Origin of the sequence: Prochlorococcus marinus str. AS9601, from assembly GCF_000015645.1 — a bacterium.
In the GTDB taxonomy this organism is placed as follows: Bacteria; Cyanobacteriota; Cyanobacteriia; order PCC-6307; family Cyanobiaceae; genus Prochlorococcus_A; species Prochlorococcus_A marinus_O.
This window is the reverse complement of record NC_008816.1, coordinates 217050-235495: the sequence shown is the minus strand read 5'-3', so window position 1 is coordinate 235495 and position 18446 is coordinate 217050. Positions and strand designations below refer to the sequence as shown.

Here is an 18446-nt window from a genome sequence, read left to right as displayed (position 1 = left end):
TACTTAATTCTTATATCAATTTTAAATAATTACTTGAGGCTTTATTATTAAAGTATATTGACTTTACTCAATATGAAATTCATTTCTGAAAATAAAATAAGTGAGGAACTAGTAAATTCTTTTGATGAAGAAATGACCCTTGAGCTCGCTAAAAGGCTAGAGGAAGATGATTATAATACTCCATTTGATGGTTTAAAAGACTGGCACTTACTAAGAGCTCTTGCAATCAATAGGCCTGAATTAACGACTAATTATACCCATCTCCTCGATCAGGAACCTTTCGATGAAAACTAAAAGTAAGGACTCAAAAATAAAGGTTCTTTTATTAATAACTGGAAGTATTGCAGCTGTAAGAATTCCATTATTAGTTAGCCAATTAGCGAAAGAAAATTATGAAATAAAATGCGTTTTATCAAAAAATGCAGAAAAATTAATAAAGCCGCTTTCTCTTTCTATTTTAAGTAGAAACCCGTGCATTTTAGAAAATGATCAATGGTCTGATTGTCAATCAACACCTCTTCACATAGAACTAAGTAATTGGGCTGATATTTTAATCATCGCCCCTTTAACAGCCACAACATTAGCAAAATGGGTAACTGGAAATGCAGAGGGATTGATCCCAAGCATATTAATAGCAAATATTAAGCCCATTATTGTTGCACCAGCAATGAATACACAAATGTGGCTAAATAAAGCTGTCCAAAAAAATTATGAGAATTTACAGAATTATGAAAATGTTTTGTCTTTGCAACCAAGTGAAGGCCTCTTGGCATGTGATGCTCTTGGCATCGGTAAGATACCTCCAAATGATCTAATCCAATTAGCTCTTGAATTTATAGCTTCACATAAGCAAAATGAATATCGCAAAGATTTACTTAATAAAGAAATTTTAATAACTGGAGGGTGTACCTCAGAGAAAATTGACGCGGCAAGACATATTACTAACAAAAGTTCTGGAGCTATGGGCCTACTTCTCTCTCAAGTAGCGAGGTTCAGGGGAGCACAAGTAAAATATGTTCATGGTCCTCTTAAAATCGATAAGAATCTTACTGATGGAATAAAAAGATATGAAATTGAAACTAGTGTTGATTTAATTAGGACACTTAATAATGAAATATCAAATTGCGATTATTTTTTCATGAATGCAGCAGTATCTGATTTCAAAATAACCTCTGATACTTCAGCTAAAATTCCAAAAAATCAAATTAATGCTCATTTGAATAAAAACTTTGAACTAGTCCCAGATATTTTAAAAACAATTAGTAAATCAAAAAAAGATAACCAAGTTTTTGTAGGCTTTTGTGCTTTTACAGGATCTATAGAAGAAGCACGAATGACAATTAAAAAAAAGATTATCCAAAAGGGTTGTGATTATCTATTCGCAAATCCAATTGATCTTGAAGGCCAAGGATTTGGCTTTTTAGCACAAAATGAAGGTTGGTTATTCGATACTAATAATATGGAGCACTACATTAACAAAACATCAAAAATTGATTTAGCAAATAAATTAATAACCCAAATTATTTCATTAAAAAAATAAAAAAAAATTTTTTAATTTGTATTTTTTTGTAATCTTAATCATTAAAAATAATGTGATAGCTTAAAATAATTCCAGTTTTTTAAAATCTAAAAAGCTACGGGTTGTTTCGAGGATTTAATAGTCCTATCTTTTATGGTCCTTTCCCTTGTAATATCCGTACTGAACTTATTAGATGACCTTTAATCTATCGTCACAGAACTTTACTGCAACTTTAATTATGAGAATTCGTTCTTTCTTAGCTTTTGTTATTTCACTTTGTATAACTTTTGCTTTCGTACCTGTTAAAACATTTGCTTTTTCTGAAAGAGGAAATGCACAATTCACAGATGTTGTTAACACGGGAAAAGCTAATGATTGTCCTACATTAGACTCATCTCTTGTCGGATCAATATCTCTAGGAAATGGAGATAGCCTTAAAGGAATATGCATGCATCCAACAGAAGTTTATGTAAAAGTGCCAGGAACAAAACGAAAAGCTGCAGAATTTGTTTCTACAAAAATTATTAGTCCTAGAAATAACACCACAGTGACAGAAGTTTATGGAGATATAGATTCAGGAACTTTCACTGAAAAAGGTGGTATTGATTTTCAACTTATTACTGTATTAACTCCTGGTGGTTTAGAGGTGCCATTTGCATTCTCAGCAAAAGATCTTACAGCTGATTTACCTTCATCAATTGAGCCTGGCACTGAGGTTAGTGGTTCAACGTTTACACCTAACTATAGAACTGGTGACTTTCTAGATCCTAAGGCAAGAGCAAAAAACACTGGTGTTGAATATGCTCAAGGTTTAGTTGCATTAGGAGGCGATGACGAAGAACTTGCAAAAGAAAATATTAAAGTTGATGTAAACGGTACTGGCGTTATTACTCTTTCAATCAACAATGTAGATTCAGACACAGACGAATTTGCTGGTACTTTTGAAGCAATTCAACCTTCAGATACAGATATGGGTTCAAAGGATCCACTGGATGTAAAAATAATTGGGGAGCTTTACGGAAGAAAAGCATAAATCCTACTCGAGAGAAAAAGGGGGTTAAACCCCTCTTTTTTTTTCAAAATTTTTCTTTAATCAATTTTAAAAATGGAATTACAACAAAAAACTAAAACAGATAATAATGGACTAATACCGCCTTATGGAGGGGAACTAAAAAATTTAATTATCAAAGATAAAAGCCTTAAAAATGAACTTATTTCTAAAGCTACTTATGAGTTTGAATGTAGCGAGAGAAATGCATGCGATGTAGAACTTTTAATGGTTGGAGCTTTTTCTCCATTGGAAGGTTTTATGGATGCAAATAACTACAATTCGGTGATTAAGAATAATAGAAATACAAGCGGGTTGCTTTTTGGCTTGCCTATTGTATTTGATTCCAATAATGAAAAAGTAAAAACTGGAGAGACAATATTACTTACCTATAAAAAACAAAAAATAGCAGTTTTAGAAGTTAGCTCTAAATGGGAGCCTGACAAATCCTTAGAAGCTGAACTTTGTTATGGTACTAATTCTTTAGATCATCCTGCTGTTAAGATGATTTTTAACGAGAGAGGTAGATTTTATATAGGAGGAAGAGTTTATGGTTTCGAACTGCCAACTAGAGAATTCCCCTGCAAAACTCCAGAAGAAGTTAGATCTACACTGCCACCAAATCATGATGTAGTTGCATTTCAATGCAGAAATCCAATTCATAGAGCACATTATGAATTATTTACTAATGCCTTACTTTCAGAAAATGTCTCCTCTAAATCAGTTGTTTTAGTTCATCCAACTTGTGGACCAACTCAACAAGATGATATCCCGGGGAAAGTTAGATATTTGACATATAAAGAATTAGAAGAGGAAATATCTGATGAAAGAATAAAATGGGCTTTTTTACCTTATTCAATGCATATGGCGGGGCCAAGAGAAGCTTTGCAACATATGATAATCAGAAGAAATTATGGCTGCACCCACTTTATTATTGGTAGAGATATGGCTGGTTGTAAGTCTTCATCAACTGGTGAGGATTTTTATGGTCCATATGACGCCCAGAATTTTGCAAATAAGTGCGCAGATGAATTGATGATGCAAACTGTTCCTTCAAAAAATTTAGTTTATACGAAGGAAAAAGGATATATAACAGCTGAAGAAGCCAAAGAATTAAATTATGAAATTATGAAACTTAGTGGTACTGAATTTAGAAAGAAATTAAGGAATGGCGAACCAATTCCTGAATGGTTTGCATTCAAAAGTGTAGTAGATGTTCTAAGACGCTCTTAATAATGTTTTATTATTAGTATTATAGATTTATTAAAGATTTTTTATTGTGAACAAACGTTGGAGAAACGTAGGACTTTACGTTCTAGCTGTTATTACTGTAATTTTCATTGGTACCTCAGTTTTTGATAAACCTAATACTGAAAGTTCTACAAAGACCTTGAGATATAGTGATTTTATAGAGGCAGTTCAAGATAAAGAAATCAGTAGAGTCCTAATATCTCCAGATAATGCCACAGCTCAAGTTGTTGAAAATGATGGGAGCAGGTCTGAGGTCAATTTAGCCCCTGACAAAGATTTATTAAAAATACTGACTGAGAATAATGTAGATATAGCTGTAACTCCTACAAAATTAGCCAATCCATGGCAACAAGCTATAAGTAGCTTAATTTTTCCAGTACTTTTGATCGGAGGCCTATTTTTTCTTTTCAGAAGATCCCAAAGCGGTAATGCTGGAGGTGGTAACCCTGCCATGAGTTTTGGTAAAAGCAAAGCTAGATTGCAAATGGAACCATCTACACAAGTAACCTTTTCAGATGTTGCAGGTGTTGAAGGGGCAAAATTAGAACTTACAGAAGTTGTAGATTTTCTTAAGAGCCCAGATAGATTTACTGCAGTAGGAGCAAAAATTCCAAAAGGAGTTCTTCTTGTTGGCCCTCCTGGGACAGGAAAAACATTATTAGCAAAAGCAGTAGCTGGAGAAGCAGGTGTACCTTTTTTCTCAATATCTGGTTCAGAATTTGTAGAGATGTTTGTAGGAGTTGGAGCTAGCAGAGTTAGAGATCTTTTTGAACAAGCTAAAAAGAATGCTCCTTGTATTGTTTTTATTGACGAAATAGATGCAGTTGGAAGACAAAGGGGTGCTGGTATGGGCGGAGGAAATGATGAAAGAGAGCAAACATTAAATCAACTCCTAACTGAAATGGATGGTTTCGAAGGTAATTCAGGAATAATAATAGTTGCTGCCACCAACAGACCAGATGTCTTAGATTCAGCTTTAATGCGTCCTGGAAGATTCGATAGACAGGTAACAGTAGATAGACCAGATTATGCTGGAAGATTGCAGATATTAAATGTTCATGCGAAAGATAAAACTCTTTCAAAAGACGTAGATTTAGATAAAGTTGCTAGAAGAACACCAGGATTTACTGGTGCAGATTTAGCTAACCTCTTAAATGAAGCAGCAATATTAGCAGCTAGAAAAGATTTAGATAAAGTAAGTAACGATGAAGTCGGTGATGCCATTGAAAGAGTTATGGCTGGCCCAGAAAAGAAAGATAGAGTCATCAGTGATAAGAAAAAAGAATTAGTTGCTTATCACGAAGCTGGTCATGCACTCGTTGGAGCATTAATGCCTGATTATGATCCAGTAGCAAAAGTTTCAATTATTCCAAGAGGTCAAGCTGGAGGTCTAACCTTCTTTACTCCAAGTGAAGAAAGAATGGAATCTGGTCTTTACTCACGTTCTTACCTTCAAAATCAAATGGCTGTAGCTCTTGGTGGAAGAGTTGCTGAAGAAATTGTTTATGGAGAAGAAGAAGTAACAACTGGAGCTTCAAATGATTTACAACAAGTTGCTAATGTAGCAAGACAAATGATCACTAAATTCGGCATGAGTGACAAAATAGGTCCTGTCGCTCTAGGTCAATCTCAAGGTGGAATGTTTCTAGGAAGAGATATGAGCTCTACAAGAGATTTCTCTGAAGACACGGCCGCAACAATTGATGTAGAGGTTTCAGAACTTGTTGATGTTGCCTATAAGAGAGCTACAAAAGTTTTATCAGATAACAGAACAGTTCTAGACGAAATGGCTCAAATGCTAATTGAAAGAGAAACTATAGATACTGAAGATATCCAAGATTTGCTTAACCGCTCAGAAGTAAAAGTCGCAAACTATATTTAATCGCGAAAGTTTAAATTTTTAATGAATAATAAAGAAGATTCTTTTTCGGAGTTCCTGAAAACTGAGTCTTTTTTTTTACTTATAAAACCTGAAGATAATATTTACTCAAATACCTCTATAAGAAATTCATTTTTTGAAGAATTAGAATACTTAGTAAAATTAGGATTAAAGAATATTGAAATAAGTTGGTCTAACAACGAAAATTGGTTCGATTTTGTATCCGATATTAAAATTAAATATCCAAGAATTAATTTAGGCTCCGCCTCCATAGTTAATAAGCAATCAATAGAAGATTCTTTAAAAATTGGATTAAATTTTTCGATGATGAAATTTTGGGATAAAGATCTTTTCAATTATGCGCAGTCAAAAAGTTATTTATTAATTCCTGGAATTAATAATTTAAAAGATCTTAAGGAAGCGATAGATTTAAATTGCAAAATTATCAAAATTTACCCAATAAACAGTAAAGATAGTTCGATAGATATACTCAACTATACAAATATTGATTTCATTGCTGCTGGAGGACTATCAATCAATGATTTAAAAACTTATAAATCTTTAGGGTATAAAGCAGTCGTAATTGGAGATAAAGCTATCAAAAATAAAAAATTTGATCCAAAAATATTTGAATGGCTCAAAAATAATTAAATCAAAGATAAATATAATTTATTCAAGAAAAATACTACTTATTTATTAAGTCACATTGAGCATGATTTAGAAGCAAATGATCAGCAAGTACTAGAGCTACCATAGCATCAACCATGGGAACTGCTCTTGGTAGAACGCATGGATCGTGCCTCCCTTTTGCTTTCATAAGTACTTCTTTACCTTCAGCATTTACTGTTTTCTGTTCTTTCCCGATGGTTGCTGTAGGTTTAAAAGCTATCTTCATCTCGATATTTTCACCATTACTTATTCCGCCCTGTATACCTCCTGAATTGTTTGATGTTGTTCTTAACTTACTAATATCATCAGACTTGATGAATGCATCATTATGTTCGCTTCCTTTTAAATAAGTTCCAGAGAAACCTGAACCTATTTCAAAGCCTTTCGTGGCAGGCAAAGACATCAAAGCCTTTGCTAAATCAGCTTCTAATTTATCAAAAACTGGCATTCCAAGACCCGAGGGAACATTCCTTACTAGACATTCAATAACACCGCCGCAAGAGTCTCCTTGACGCTTTAATTCCTTAATTCTCTCGATCATTTCTGTTGATACCTTTTCATCTGGACATCTAACAATATTAGAATCTATTTGTTTGAGAGAAATCTTCTCTTTATTTATATCAGACTCAATATCATGTATACGCTTTACCCAAGATAGTATTTCAGTGTTACAGAAGGTTTTTAATAATTGTTTTGCTACAGCACCAGCAGCTACTCTCCCAATTGTTTCTCTAGCAGAGGCTCTTCCACCGCCAGAACTTGCCTGAATTCCATATTTCAGATGATATGTACCATCTGCATGAGAAGGCCTAAATACTTGTTCCAAATTATCATAGTCTCCTGGTCTTTGATCCTTGTTTCTTACCAACATCGCTATTGGAGTTCCAAGTGTGAACCCTTCCTTTATCCCACTTAATATTTCAATTTTATCTTCTTCATTTCTGGGCGTTGTAATGTCACTTTGGCCAGGCCTTCGCCTATCTAATTCATTTTGTATCAGATTTATATCTACTTTTAACTTAGGGGGACATCCATCAAGGATAACTCCTACTGCACCACCATGTGATTCTCCAAAAGTACTAACACGAAAAATTTTTCCAAAACTACTACTCATAGAAATATCAAATGTTTTATCTATATATAAACATTATATGAAACCAATTGAAAATTAAACAAAAAAAAAGCCCCCAAAAAGGGGGCTTGTAAATTTAAGAACTTTAAGCTTAACCGATAGCTGGAGCTGAAAGAGCTACTGTTGTAGACTCAGCTGCTGCTAGATCAAGTGGGAAGTTGTGAGCGTTACGCTCGTGCATTACTTCCATACCTAGGTTTGCTCTGTTAAGAACGTCACCCCATGTAGGAACAATCTTACCGTTTGCATCAACAACTGACTGGTTGAAGTTGAAACCGTTAAGGTTGAATGCCATTGTGCAGATACCCATTGAAGTTAACCATACACAAACAACTGGGAATACAGCTAGGAAGAAGTGAAGACTTCTGCTGTTGTTGAATGAAGCATATTGGAAGATCAAACGACCGAAGTAGCCATGAGCTGCAACGATGTTATATGTTTCTTCTTCTTGTCCGAACTTGTAACCATAGTTCTGAGACTCTGTCTCAGTTGTTTCTCTGATTAGAGATGAAGTAACAAGTGAACCGTGCATAGCTGAGAATAAAGATCCTCCGAACATACCAGCAACACCAGCCATGTGGAATGGGTGCATAAGAATGTTGTGCTCTGCCTGGAAAACAAACATGAAGTTGAATGTTCCAGAGATACCTAAAGGCATTCCGTCAGAGAATGAACCTTGACCGAATGGGTATACAAGAAATACTGCGAAAGCTGCTGAAACTGGTGCAGAGTATGCAACACAGATCCAAGGACGCATACCTAAACGGTATGAAAGCTCCCACTGTCTTCCCATGTATGCTGAGATACCAATTAGGAAGTGGAAAATTACAAGCTGGTAAGGACCACCGTTGTATAACCACTCATCTACAGTAGCTGCTTCCCAAATTGGGTAGAAGTGTAGACCAATAGCGTTAGATGAAGGAACAACTGCACCTGAGATGATGTTGTTTCCATATAGGAATGAACCAGCAACTGGCTCTCTAATTCCGTCGATGTCTACTGGTGGTGCTGCGATGAATGCAACGATGAAGCAAGCCGCTGCTGTAAGAAGGCATGGAATCATTAAGACGCCGAACCAACCAACATAAATTCTGTTGTTAGTTGATGTTACCCACTCACAAAACTGTGGCCAACCTTTTAACAGCGAAGAACGCTGCTGCTGAATAGTTGTCATGAGTTCGTAAAGTATGTCTCTAAATTGAGACGTGTAAATAAAAACGGAAAATAAATTCCGCTTCGAAGATTTTAGACCAAAATCTCTAAAAATGTGTAAATTATTTTCTTTAGGTAAAGTTATTTTTGCGAAATACTAAGAAAAGAGACTTTATGTCTTAATATTTTCTTTGTAATTGGTGATTAAACTTGGTAATTATCGAATGGCTTCTTAACGGAAAAAGATCGAAAGAGGTAGTTTCCTTAAAAGAGGCTAGGTTTAGAAGACTGCAATTAGAGGGTTTTGGAGCTGTTATCTATTGGAGCGAAAGAATTTAGGTTTTTAGGGTTTAAGAGTTAGTAAAAAAAATTAAAGTATTGAACATTAAATAAAATTATCTATTAAATAAAAAATCCTTATTAGTTTTCAATGATTTATTGTTCCGGTTTCTTAATTTAAAGACTTTCAAAATCTTGAACCCATTGTTTTTTGGAACAAATAACTTCTTTTTTTGTGTAACTCATGGCAATATTTTTTTCCTTATAAGCAACTTCTCCAATAAAAACAGGCCAAATCAATTGGTCTCCGTCATATTTGTGAACTATTCCTTGGCTATCAAGAAATAATGGATCTCCTTTTTTAATCATTTTCCAATCTTGATTTATTCTCTCAGGATGAATTAGACCATCAATAACTCCTTTTTTATCTCTTGGATAATCTATGCTTCCTTGATGAACATAAACAACCAATTCCTTTGGGAGTTCTATAAGGTTATTTTTTAATTTATCTATCTCTTCCCTTAGGGAGCTAATTATTAGAGAGAATCTATCTATGATTTTTGGATCATAAAAATTTTGTGCTACAGCTCCTATTTCAATAACTAGACCACATGGCCAAGCTTCTACAAGAAAGCCAGTTTGAGCTTTATCTTTTTCGTGCAAATAAATAGGCAATCCAAATTTGTTCTGCAGTAACGCAGCTAAACAAAAATCTTTGAATCTCCTCCCATACAAAACAATACTAGTTCCCATATTTGCAGTAGTAGTATGCAAATCGATTACAATTTGACAGGGTTTAGATCCGTCAATTCCAAATTCATCTAACAAAAAATTGGCTCTATTTGTTTCATAAAAGCTATTCTTTTGTTGATCACAATTCTCACTTTCTTTAAAAGATCTATTTAAATCTACATCTATATATCTGCACCCTTTTTCATAGGCAACAGGATTACCTATGATGTATTCATACTCAATACCATGTTTTAAACTATTTTCCTCTCTATTAAATTGTTTAACCGCCCAAACAGGATTAATTTCATTCCCATGAGTGCCTGAAACGATAAGTATTCTTTGAACAGTCATTTTTTCTTTAAAAATAAAATTTTATGCAAAATAGACACCTTATTATGGCCTCCAAAAAATTCTGGTTTTGGTTTTGGACTCAACTAATGAATGGCTTTGCGCCATCAGATTTACATGGTAATTATATAAGGCCCAAAGGTATAACAATTGATAGTGAATACGATATTAATAATGAGCATGGGCAAATTTATTTGTTAGTAGGCAATTCTTGTCCATGGTGTCAAAGAACTTTACTCGTCCACGAAATAAAACATTTATCAAAAAAAGTTAAGGTTATTTTTTTAAAAGCAGATGTTGAGCATGGCGAATGGATCTTCAATACAAGTATTAAAGGATATATAAGACTTTCAGACCTTTACAAAAATGCTAATGAAAAGATTATTTTTAGAGCGACATTACCTCTTTTAATTAGTTTTGTAAAAGATGAAGTAAATATTTTGTCTAATGAAAGTTCACAGATTATAAGGCTGCTCAATTCAATAAAAAATGAATCGAAATATAAGACATTAAGCATTAAAAATTGTAATCAAAAATTTTTAGATTTAATTAATAACAGCATTAATGATGGCGTATATAAATGTGGTTTCGCCAGAAACCAGTCAGCTTACGAAAAAGCAAGTCAAAATCTTTTCACGGCTATAAATGAAGTTGAAAATTTACTAGAGAAAAACAAAGGGGACTGGATATTTGGAGAAGAGTTAACCTACGCAGATATTTACCTTTTTCCAACTCTTATAAGATGGGAATTGATATATAGCAAACTTTTCAAATGTACTGAACAAGAACTTTCAAGTTTCGAAAAGATTATTGAATGGAGATTAAAATTCTTTAAATTATCTAATGTAAATAGGACATGCTTCGACAATGAATGGAAAAAAGATTACTATCGAGCTTTATTCCCTTTGAACCCAAATGAAATAATCCCAGTTTTACCATCGCTAAAGGAAATAATGAAAGTAGAGACCTAAAAAAATAAATAAATCAATTTCAAAAAAAAAAAAATGATGTTGTAATGAACACTTATTTAGTTCATAGATAATGCAATTTCATTAGAAATTAACTATGTTATGTATGTCTACTAAAGTGCGAAAAGCTTAAAATGAAATCCATTGACGAACACATCCAAAAAGATCAATCGGAAATCGAATCTGCAAAAGCAGAGGGCAATCTTCCAAAGGTCAGACATTTAACTGAAGAGCTAAAAGAACTCGAAGAGTACAAAGATCATCATCCAGAGGATAAACATGATCCTAATGCTTTGGAACTATTCTGCGATGCCAACCCGGACGAACCAGAATGTCTTGTTTATGATGATTAAGTTTTCTTTTGATAGATAATACACAATAAAAAAGGGCTCTAAAAGCCCTTTTTTTATTTATTAATTCTATTAGTAATCTCTATTAAAGTCGGATGGACTTCCTGTAAGTGAACATACAACTGACTCTTCATTTTTCATCTCCTTGACTTCTACAATTGGTCTTCCCATTTTCTTTAAAACCTCAATATCTTGAATGGTTTGACATCTAGCTATTATTTTTCCTTGTTGATCAAAGCAAGTATAGAAATTCATATTGTGTTTAAAGAGGTATCTTATTTATGACTAATTTTCATTATTAAATCAAGTGTTTTTTTTTACAAAAAAATTTTAATTTAAGTTAAATCCTTTTCCATACTTCAGAAAGCAGTGAAGATAAACCTTTTTTTAAAGATGAAGAAATAACTAAAACTTTCTTTTTAGATAAATCTTCTAACTTTTTTGAAATTATTTTCAGATAATCATCATCTACCAGCTCGATTTTATTCAATACTATTATCCTCTCTTTATCTAAAAGACCTTTTCCATATTTTTTTAATTCCTGCTCAATTATCTCAAAATCATGTAAAGGATTTTCTGCAATTGCATCAATTAAGTGAACAAGTATCTTCGTTCTTTGGATATGCCTTAAAAAATCATGGCCTAAACCTACTCCATCAGCTGCCCCTGATATTAATCCAGGAATATCCGCAAAAAGGCAACCATTCCCATCAATTTTTCTTACTACACCTAAGTTAGGTATTAGAGTTGTGAAAGGATAATTTGCGATTTTTGGACGGGCAGATGATACAACAGAAATCAAGGTACTTTTCCCAGCATTTGGAAGACCTATAATCCCAACTTCTGCAAGAAGTTTTAGTTCTAATTGAACCTCCCATATCTCACCATCTTTTCCTTCAGTGAATGATTCTGGGGCTCTATTTTGATTACTTAAATAGTATGCATTACCATGTCCACCTCTTCCTCCAATGGCAATAGTTAAACTCTGTTTATGTTTAGTTAAGTCTCCTAAAATAATGCCGGTTTTAATATCCCTGATTTCTGTTCCGCATGGTACTTTAAGGATTGTATCCTCACCTGAAGCACCTGATCTCTTATTAGGACCTCCTTTGCATCCATCTTCAGCAATTATTTCACGTTTGAATTTGAAATCTAATAATGTTTGTAGATTATTATCAGCCATCAAAATAACTGAACCCCCTCTACCACCATTCCCCCCCGAAGGTCCTCCAGCAGGAACGAATTTTTCTCTTCTAAATGAAACTATTCCATTGCCACCTTTTCCAGCTTTAAGAATAATGTTCGCTTGATCAATAAATTGCACTTAATACGTTTATTAAATTGTTTTCTAGGTATTTTAAATTTTATTTTATCCACGCAATACTGCAACCAGGGCCACCCTCGTTGTTGGCTGCATCTTCAATCTTATCAACATAATTTAAACCTGATAACCAATTTCTTAGTCCTTTCTTTAATTTTCCTGTGCCAATTCCATGAACAATCCATAGTGGTCCATGAAATCTTCTAATTTTCTCCTCAATAATTATTTCGGCTTCATGCACTCTTAATCCTCTTACGTCAATTGTATTTTTACTTGTTCTAATTTTAGAAAAAGAAAAATCCTCTCTTGTAGCCTTGATCTCAATTTTTGACATTTTGAAATTAGGCTTTTCTCCATTAATACCTTCAAAGTCATTTGCAGATAATGTGCTTCTGAATGAACCACATTTAACTTCGTAAAAACCACCTTTTTTATCTAAATCTACAATTTGTCCCGTACTATTTAGACTTTTAATCTTTACAAAATCGCCTACCTGAGGGTTCCATGATATTGACTTTTCAGATTTTTTTTGGGTTAAATGTTCCGTCTCAATTTCCTTTAATCTTTTTCCAATAATTCTCGTATCCTCTCCATTAACATTTTTATCTCTTAATTTTTTAATCAAATCTATCACCTCTTTTTTAGCGGATATGATATGTTTTGATAATTTAGACCTTTCAAGTTCTTGAATTTTTTGAGCATTTATTTTTTGATGTTCATAATTTCTCTTCAGTTCATCATGTAGTATTTCAGTCCTTGCAATCAATTCTGCAGCAGCTTCTGCAGAATTTTGTTGTTTAATCCTCTCTTCCTCAAGTCCTTTAATAATACTGTTAATGTTGTCAACTTCTTTTGGCTTTAGATAATTTGCAGCTTCATTGAGTATGCTTTCATCGAGACCAATTCTCTTTGAAATTGACAAAGCATTACTTCTCCCAGGAATACCCCAGTTGAGTATATATTTTGGCTTCAAAGATTCCTCATCAAAGGCAACTGATACGTTTTCAAATCTCGAGTCGTTATATTTTAAAGCCTTAATATCTCCATAATGTGTAGTTGCCAAAGTGATATCAGATTTATTTGCAAATTCTTTTAATAAAGCCATCGCAAGAGCGCTTCCTTCAAGAGGATCTGTACCAGATCCAATCTCATCTAACAAAACAACTGATAATCCTTTCTTATAATCAAGTGAATCTAATATCCCTTTTATGCGGGATATATGCCCACTGAAGGTAGATAAATTTTCTTCTAATGATTGATTATCTCCTATATCCACATATATATTTGGACAGAAAGGGATAATAGGATTATTAGTTGAAGGTATCAATAATCCTGCTCTAGCCATAAGTAAAGACAAGCCCAAACCTTTTAAAGCTGCTGTTTTACCTCCAGTATTTGGGCCTGTAATAGCTACAACCTTAATATTTCGATTTATATAAAAATCGACAGCTACTGGTGGAGGGGCTCCTTTTTTCTTATGTTCCCAAATCAATAACGGATGAGAAAAACCAATTAAAGAAATAATAGGATTTTTCTCAAATGTAGGAGTTTTACCTCCAATCCATTTCGAATATCTTGAACGAGTTAGGGCATTTTCTAATCTTAATAAAATGGACGCCATTTCAATAAGATTTTTTGAATTATCACTAACAACATGAGACCATTTCTTAAGTAATTTAAATTCTTCTGCTGTGATCCTAGCCTCTAAAGAAGCAATCTTATTACCTTTAGTTACTACACTTTCAGGCTCGAAATATACTGTATTTCCTGAAGATGAAGAGTCATGAATTATTCCCTTAAATTTATCTACATAATTAACTTTCACTGCTAAAACAGGCCTTCCATACCGATCTCCAATAGTAGTATCTTGCAAATAAGCTAAATTCTTTTGAATAAATTTCTCAACTAATATTTTTCTTTCGAGTTTCTTAGATAAAAATTCTTTTCTAAGAATAGATAACTCATTACTAGCATTGTCTGAAATCCTTCCATTCGATTCAATGCCTTTTTTAAAAATCGTTTCGATATTCTGATGGTCAATTAAATTTTTTGTGAATGATGAAATATAAGGTCTTTGTTCAAAATCTAATAAGATTTTTTTTAAATTTCTTGCTGCAGCAATTGTTTTCGCTATTTCTAACAACTCAGAAGATGTAATTACACCTCCCTTCGAACAAATTTCTATATTTCTACTAATATCAAAAACACCAGAAAAACTAATTGATTTATCTAAATTTTTTTCTAGCTCATTAATTTCAACAGTTTCATTCAAAAGTCTTTTAGATGCCTCGTATTCTGAAGGTATAACAAAACTTAAAATTGATTGTTTACCCATTTCCGTTGAGGCGAACGAAGATAAATGCGTTTTTAATGAATCCCACTCTAAAAGGTTTATAGATTCTTCTTCTAAGGTGTTATCTGAATATGATTTTTTAGAATAACTTTTCTCTTGCATACAAAAAAAAAGAATCAAACATTCGATTGAATCCCTTCAGGAGGAACATAAAGCATCTCAAGCCAGTTTCCTTCAGTATCCTTCATATAAAAAGATGCCGTTCCATCTCTATGCTCATGTAAAGGACCAACTTTTACACCAGAATTTTTTAAATCATTTTGAATATTTTCCACTTCTTTTTTATTTTCAAAATGAAAAGCAAAGTGAGGTCCAGCAGCTTTGTAGCTAGGGCCTAACAACGCAAGTCCATCTTTCCCTTTACCTGCCTCTAAGTAAGACCAATCTTTATCATCCCAAACCAAATTCATACCCAGCTTAATATAAAAAGATTTCGCCCTTTCGAGATTATCTACTCTAAGTGCAATGTGACCAATCCTATTTACTCCTTGTGAAAACTTCAAAACAAAGCAATTAATTTATTACTTATCTAAGAATAAACCAAATTTTTGTTAATAATGAGTTTTTAAGTATCCTGCAACCATTGAGATGCATCACAAGCATGATAAGTGAGTATTAATTTTGCTCCTGCTCTTTTAAAACTAAGCAATGTCTCTAAAACAATATCTTTTTCGTTAATCCAGTTCTTCATAGCAGCAGACTTTACCATGGAATACTCCCCACTAACGTTGTATGCAGCTATGGGCTTATTTGAAAATGTGCTTATTCTATAAACAATATCCAAATATGAAATTCCTGGTTTTACCATCAAAATATCAGCTCCTTCATACTGATCCAATGCAGATTCAATTAAAGCCTCTTTTGAATTGGCAGGGTCCATTTGATATGTAGACTTATTGTCTGGAATTACTTTCTTACTATTTTCTCTAGGAGCCGAATCTAAAGCAGTTCTAAACGGACCATAATAAGCAGATGAATATTTAGCTGTATAACTAATAATACCTACATCACTAAATCCTTCACTATCAAGAGCAGTCCTAATTGCTCCAACTCTCCCATCCATCATGTCACTAGGGCCAATAAAATCTGCTCCAGCTCTAGCTTGAGTTAAAGCTTGTTTTTTTAAAATTTCAATCGTTTCATCATTCAATATTTTTCCAGTTTCATCAACTAAGCCATCATGTCCATCACAGGAGTAAGGGTCCAAGGCAACATCTGTCATTATTGCCATTTCTGGAATCTCTTTTTTTAATATTCGAATAGCTTTAGGTATTAAACCGTCCTCATTAAAACATTCTGCTCCATCTTCAGTCTTTAAGCTATCATTAATTTTTGGGAAAAGAACCACACATCTAATTCCCAATTCCCATGCCCTAGTAACCTCCTTTAGTAAACCATCAATATCCCATCTATAAGTTCCGGGCATTGCGGAAATTTCCTCTTTAAAATCTTTCTCATGAATAAATAATGGATAGATAAAGTCCGATGCCGCCAAATGGTTTTCTCTAACCATTTCTCTTATTGACTCAGTTCTTCTTAATCTTCTTGGACGAATAATCGAATTCATTTGAATATTATTAAAATTGAAAAATATTTATCTAATACATTAATCGCTTGCCTCGCATATAAATCAATCAGAGACTACTTTTGTTCAGGAAAAGTAACTAAAATTTATTTAAAAAAAGCAAAAAAAGTTACAAAAATATTTTGCACAAACTTCATTTTTCACAAATTTACGTCATTAAGAGATAATATCTTTTAGTTAAGTGTTTATTTTAAGGAGAGTATCTTTGAAAATAATTAATGGATTTCATCTAAAGAATTTAAGAGGAGATATTCTTGGAGGGATCACTGCTGCTGTAGTAGCTTTACCTCTCGCTCTTGCTTTTGGTAATGCTGCATTAGGACCTGGCGGGGCAATTTATGGCCTATATGGGGCAGTAGTAGTTGGTTTTTTAGCAGCATTATTTGGAGGAACACCTGCTCAAGTTAGTGGACCTACCGGTCCAATGAGTGTAACTGTTGCTGGCGTAGTAGCAGGCTTAGCAGCAGTGGGGGTTCCAAGAGATCTTTCTGCAGGACAAATTTTACCTTTAGTGATGGCAGCGGTAGTAATTGGCGGCTTACTGCAAATATTATTTGGAATTCTCAAACTAGGTAAATACATTACTTTAGTTCCATATTCTGTTGTGTCAGGATTCATGTCTGGTATTGGAGTAATAATAATTGCACTTCAGATTGGTCCATTACTAGGAATCAGTACCAGAGGTGGAGTAGTTGAATCTTTATCAACTGTATTTTCAAATTTCCAGCCAAACGGTGCTGCTATTGGAGTAGCAATAATGACACTAGGTATAGTATTTCTTACTCCTAGAAAAATAAGTCAATGGGTTCCTTCTCCCCTCTTAGCCTTATTGATAGTAACCCCAATATCAATATTAATTTTTGGAGAAGGAGCTATTGATAGAATTGGTGAAATTCCCAGGGGAGTTCCATCTTTAAATTTCCCAAGTTTTAATCAATATTTTCCAATCATTTTTAAGGCAGGATTAGTCCTCGCAGTACTTGGCGCAATTGACTCTTTACTAACATCACTAGTAGCAGACAATATATCTCAAACAAAACATAATTCTGATAGAGAACTTATTGGTCAAGGAATAGGAAATGCTGTTGCCGGTCTGTTTTCAGGCTTACCTGGAGCCGGAGCAACAATGAGAACAGTTATAAATGTTAAATCTGGAGGATCCACTCCCATTTCTGGTATGGTTCACTCAGTTGTCTTGTTGATAGTTTTAGTTGGCGCAGGTCCTTTAGCCGAGCAAATACCAACTGCGTTATTAGCAGGAATTCTTATAAAAGTTGGTCTAGATATTATTGATTGGGGGTTCTTAAGGAGGGCCCACAAATTATCTTTAAAAACTTCAGTTGTTATGTACGGCGTACTCCTCATGACTGTTTTTTGGGATTTAATTTGGGCAGTTTTAGTCGGTGTATTCATAGCAAATATGCTCACTATTGATTCAATAACGGAAACTCAACTAGAAGGTATGGATGAAGATAATCCTTTATCAAAAGATGATCAAGCTAAAAATGCATTACCTGCTGATGAAAAAGCACTACTTGATAGATGTTCAGGAGAAGTAATGTTATTTAGACTTAAAGGACCACTTAGTTTTGGAGCAGCTAAAGGTATATCTGAGAGAATGATGCTAGTAAGAAACTATAAGGTTTTGATATTAGATATCACTGATGTACCAAGACTTGGAGTGACCGCGACTCTGGCAATAGAAGATATGATGCAAGAAGCTAAAAATAATTCCAGAAAAGCATTTGTTGCTGGGGCTAATGAAAAAGTAAAGGATAGATTAGCTAAGTTTGGAGTTGAAGGCATCATTGAGACAAGAAAAGAAGCTTTAGAAACCGCTCTAAATGAAATAGCCTAATA

Annotated in this window: 18 protein-coding genes; 10 read left to right on the top strand and 8 right to left on the bottom strand. The window is 33.7% G+C overall.

Going from position 1 to position 18446, the window contains the following annotated elements:
• Positions 1 to 72 precede the first annotated feature (72 nt).
• The 6 genes from isiD (at position 73) to A9601_RS10310 (ending at position 6348) form a co-directional block, all read left to right on the top strand.
• Positions 73 to 294, top strand: a complete 222-nt coding sequence (gene isiD, locus A9601_RS10335; protein ID WP_011817723.1) for a protein IsiD — start codon at positions 73 to 75, stop codon at positions 292 to 294.
• The gene (gene coaBC, locus A9601_RS10330; protein ID WP_011817722.1) at positions 284 to 1540 is read left to right on the top strand and encodes a bifunctional phosphopantothenoylcysteine decarboxylase/phosphopantothenate--cysteine ligase CoaBC; all 1257 of its coding nucleotides are present in this window, start codon (positions 284 to 286) and stop codon (positions 1538 to 1540) included. The genes isiD and coaBC overlap by 11 nt, the downstream gene beginning before the upstream one ends.
• A gap of 217 nt (positions 1541 to 1757) precedes the next feature.
• Entirely contained in the window at positions 1758 to 2552 is a 795-nt protein-coding gene (locus tag A9601_RS10325; protein ID WP_025979193.1) for a photosystem II manganese-stabilizing polypeptide, read from the top strand.
• A gap of 72 nt (positions 2553 to 2624) precedes the next feature.
• On the top strand, positions 2625 to 3800 hold the full coding sequence (gene sat, locus A9601_RS10320; RefSeq protein ID WP_011817720.1) for a sulfate adenylyltransferase: 1176 nt from the start codon (positions 2625 to 2627) through the stop codon (positions 3798 to 3800).
• Between the two features lie 46 nt (positions 3801 to 3846).
• The gene (ftsH, locus tag A9601_RS10315; protein WP_011817719.1) at positions 3847 to 5700 is read left to right on the top strand and encodes an ATP-dependent zinc metalloprotease FtsH; all 1854 of its coding nucleotides are present in this window, start codon (positions 3847 to 3849) and stop codon (positions 5698 to 5700) included.
• Between the two features lie 21 nt (positions 5701 to 5721).
• Positions 5722 to 6348 carry a bifunctional 4-hydroxy-2-oxoglutarate aldolase/2-dehydro-3-deoxy-phosphogluconate aldolase gene (locus A9601_RS10310; RefSeq protein WP_011817718.1) on the top strand — a complete coding sequence of 209 codons (627 nt, stop codon included), beginning with the start codon at positions 5722 to 5724 and terminating at the stop codon, positions 6346 to 6348.
• Positions 6349 to 6382: 34 nt separating this feature from the next.
• On the opposite strand, the gene aroC is transcribed toward A9601_RS10310, so the two are convergent.
• Entirely contained in the window at positions 6383 to 7480 is a 1098-nt protein-coding gene (gene aroC, locus A9601_RS10305) for a chorismate synthase (protein ID WP_011817717.1), read from the bottom strand.
• 109 nt (positions 7481 to 7589) lie between these two features.
• Positions 7590 to 8672, bottom strand: a complete 1083-nt coding sequence (gene psbA / locus A9601_RS10300) for a photosystem II q(b) protein (RefSeq protein ID WP_002805533.1) — start codon at positions 8670 to 8672, stop codon at positions 7590 to 7592.
• Positions 8673 to 8860: 188 nt separating this feature from the next.
• Between psbA and A9601_RS18920 the strand changes: the two genes are divergently transcribed.
• The gene (locus tag A9601_RS18920) at positions 8861 to 8989 is read left to right on the top strand and encodes a hypothetical protein (protein ID WP_011817716.1); all 129 of its coding nucleotides are present in this window, start codon (positions 8861 to 8863) and stop codon (positions 8987 to 8989) included.
• Positions 8990 to 9106: 117 nt separating this feature from the next.
• Here the strand turns inward: A9601_RS18920 and A9601_RS10295 are convergent, their stop codons facing one another.
• On the bottom strand, positions 9107 to 10012 hold the full coding sequence (locus A9601_RS10295) for an aspartoacylase (protein ID WP_011817715.1): 906 nt from the start codon (positions 10010 to 10012) through the stop codon (positions 9107 to 9109).
• Between the two features lie 23 nt (positions 10013 to 10035).
• Here A9601_RS10295 and A9601_RS10290 point away from each other — a divergent pair, with 23 nt between their 5' ends.
• On the top strand, positions 10036 to 10980 hold the full coding sequence (locus tag A9601_RS10290) for a glutathione S-transferase family protein (protein WP_011817714.1): 945 nt from the start codon (positions 10036 to 10038) through the stop codon (positions 10978 to 10980).
• A 131-nt stretch (positions 10981 to 11111) separates the two neighbouring features.
• Positions 11112 to 11330 carry a CP12 domain-containing protein gene (locus A9601_RS10285; RefSeq protein WP_011817713.1) on the top strand — a complete coding sequence of 73 codons (219 nt, stop codon included), beginning with the start codon at positions 11112 to 11114 and terminating at the stop codon, positions 11328 to 11330.
• 69 nt (positions 11331 to 11399) lie between these two features.
• Here A9601_RS10285 and A9601_RS10280 read toward each other — a convergent pair whose 3' ends face one another.
• From A9601_RS10280 to hemB, 5 genes are all read right to left on the bottom strand, one after another.
• Positions 11400 to 11582 (bottom strand): hypothetical protein, encoded by a 183-nt coding sequence (locus A9601_RS10280; RefSeq protein ID WP_011817712.1) that lies wholly within the window; start codon positions 11580 to 11582, stop codon positions 11400 to 11402.
• Between the two features lie 85 nt (positions 11583 to 11667).
• Positions 11668 to 12651, bottom strand: coding sequence for a GTPase ObgE (gene obgE, locus A9601_RS10275; RefSeq protein ID WP_011817711.1), 984 nt, complete (start codon positions 12649 to 12651; stop codon positions 11668 to 11670).
• A 40-nt stretch (positions 12652 to 12691) separates the two neighbouring features.
• Positions 12692 to 15103, bottom strand: a complete 2412-nt coding sequence (locus tag A9601_RS10270) for an endonuclease MutS2 (protein ID WP_011817710.1) — start codon at positions 15101 to 15103, stop codon at positions 12692 to 12694.
• A gap of 14 nt (positions 15104 to 15117) precedes the next feature.
• Positions 15118 to 15504, bottom strand: a complete 387-nt coding sequence (locus tag A9601_RS10265; RefSeq protein WP_011817709.1) for a VOC family protein — start codon at positions 15502 to 15504, stop codon at positions 15118 to 15120.
• A gap of 62 nt (positions 15505 to 15566) precedes the next feature.
• Complete coding sequence (gene hemB, locus A9601_RS10260) at positions 15567 to 16568, bottom strand: porphobilinogen synthase (protein WP_011817708.1); 1002 nt, start codon at positions 16566 to 16568, stop codon at positions 15567 to 15569.
• A 223-nt stretch (positions 16569 to 16791) separates the two neighbouring features.
• On the opposite strand from hemB, the gene A9601_RS10250 reads away from it, so the two are divergent.
• Complete coding sequence (locus A9601_RS10250) at positions 16792 to 18444, top strand: SulP family inorganic anion transporter (RefSeq protein WP_011817706.1); 1653 nt, start codon at positions 16792 to 16794, stop codon at positions 18442 to 18444.
• Positions 18445 to 18446 lie beyond the last annotated feature (2 nt).

Coding starts and splice junctions, on each gene's coding strand:
- isiD (WP_011817723.1), top strand. CDS start 73: ATGAAATTCATTTCTGAAAATAAAATAAGTGAGGAACTAGTAAATTCT.
- coaBC (WP_011817722.1), top strand. CDS start 284: ATGAAAACTAAAAGTAAGGACTCAAAAATAAAGGTTCTTTTATTAATA.
- A9601_RS10325 (WP_025979193.1), top strand. CDS start 1,758: ATGAGAATTCGTTCTTTCTTAGCTTTTGTTATTTCACTTTGTATAACT.
- sat (WP_011817720.1), top strand. CDS start 2,625: ATGGAATTACAACAAAAAACTAAAACAGATAATAATGGACTAATACCG.
- A9601_RS10310 (WP_011817718.1), top strand. CDS start 5,722: ATGAATAATAAAGAAGATTCTTTTTCGGAGTTCCTGAAAACTGAGTCT.
- aroC (WP_011817717.1), bottom strand. CDS start 7,480: ATGAGTAGTAGTTTTGGAAAAATTTTTCGTGTTAGTACTTTTGGAGAA.
- psbA (WP_002805533.1), bottom strand. CDS start 8,672: ATGACAACTATTCAGCAGCAGCGTTCTTCGCTGTTAAAAGGTTGGCCA.
- A9601_RS10295 (WP_011817715.1), bottom strand. CDS start 10,012: ATGACTGTTCAAAGAATACTTATCGTTTCAGGCACTCATGGGAATGAA.
- A9601_RS10290 (WP_011817714.1), top strand. CDS start 10,036: ATGCAAAATAGACACCTTATTATGGCCTCCAAAAAATTCTGGTTTTGG.
- A9601_RS10285 (WP_011817713.1), top strand. CDS start 11,112: ATGAAATCCATTGACGAACACATCCAAAAAGATCAATCGGAAATCGAA.
- A9601_RS10280 (WP_011817712.1), bottom strand. CDS start 11,582: ATGAATTTCTATACTTGCTTTGATCAACAAGGAAAAATAATAGCTAGA.
- A9601_RS10270 (WP_011817710.1), bottom strand. CDS start 15,103: ATGCAAGAGAAAAGTTATTCTAAAAAATCATATTCAGATAACACCTTA.
- hemB (WP_011817708.1), bottom strand. CDS start 16,568: ATGAATTCGATTATTCGTCCAAGAAGATTAAGAAGAACTGAGTCAATA.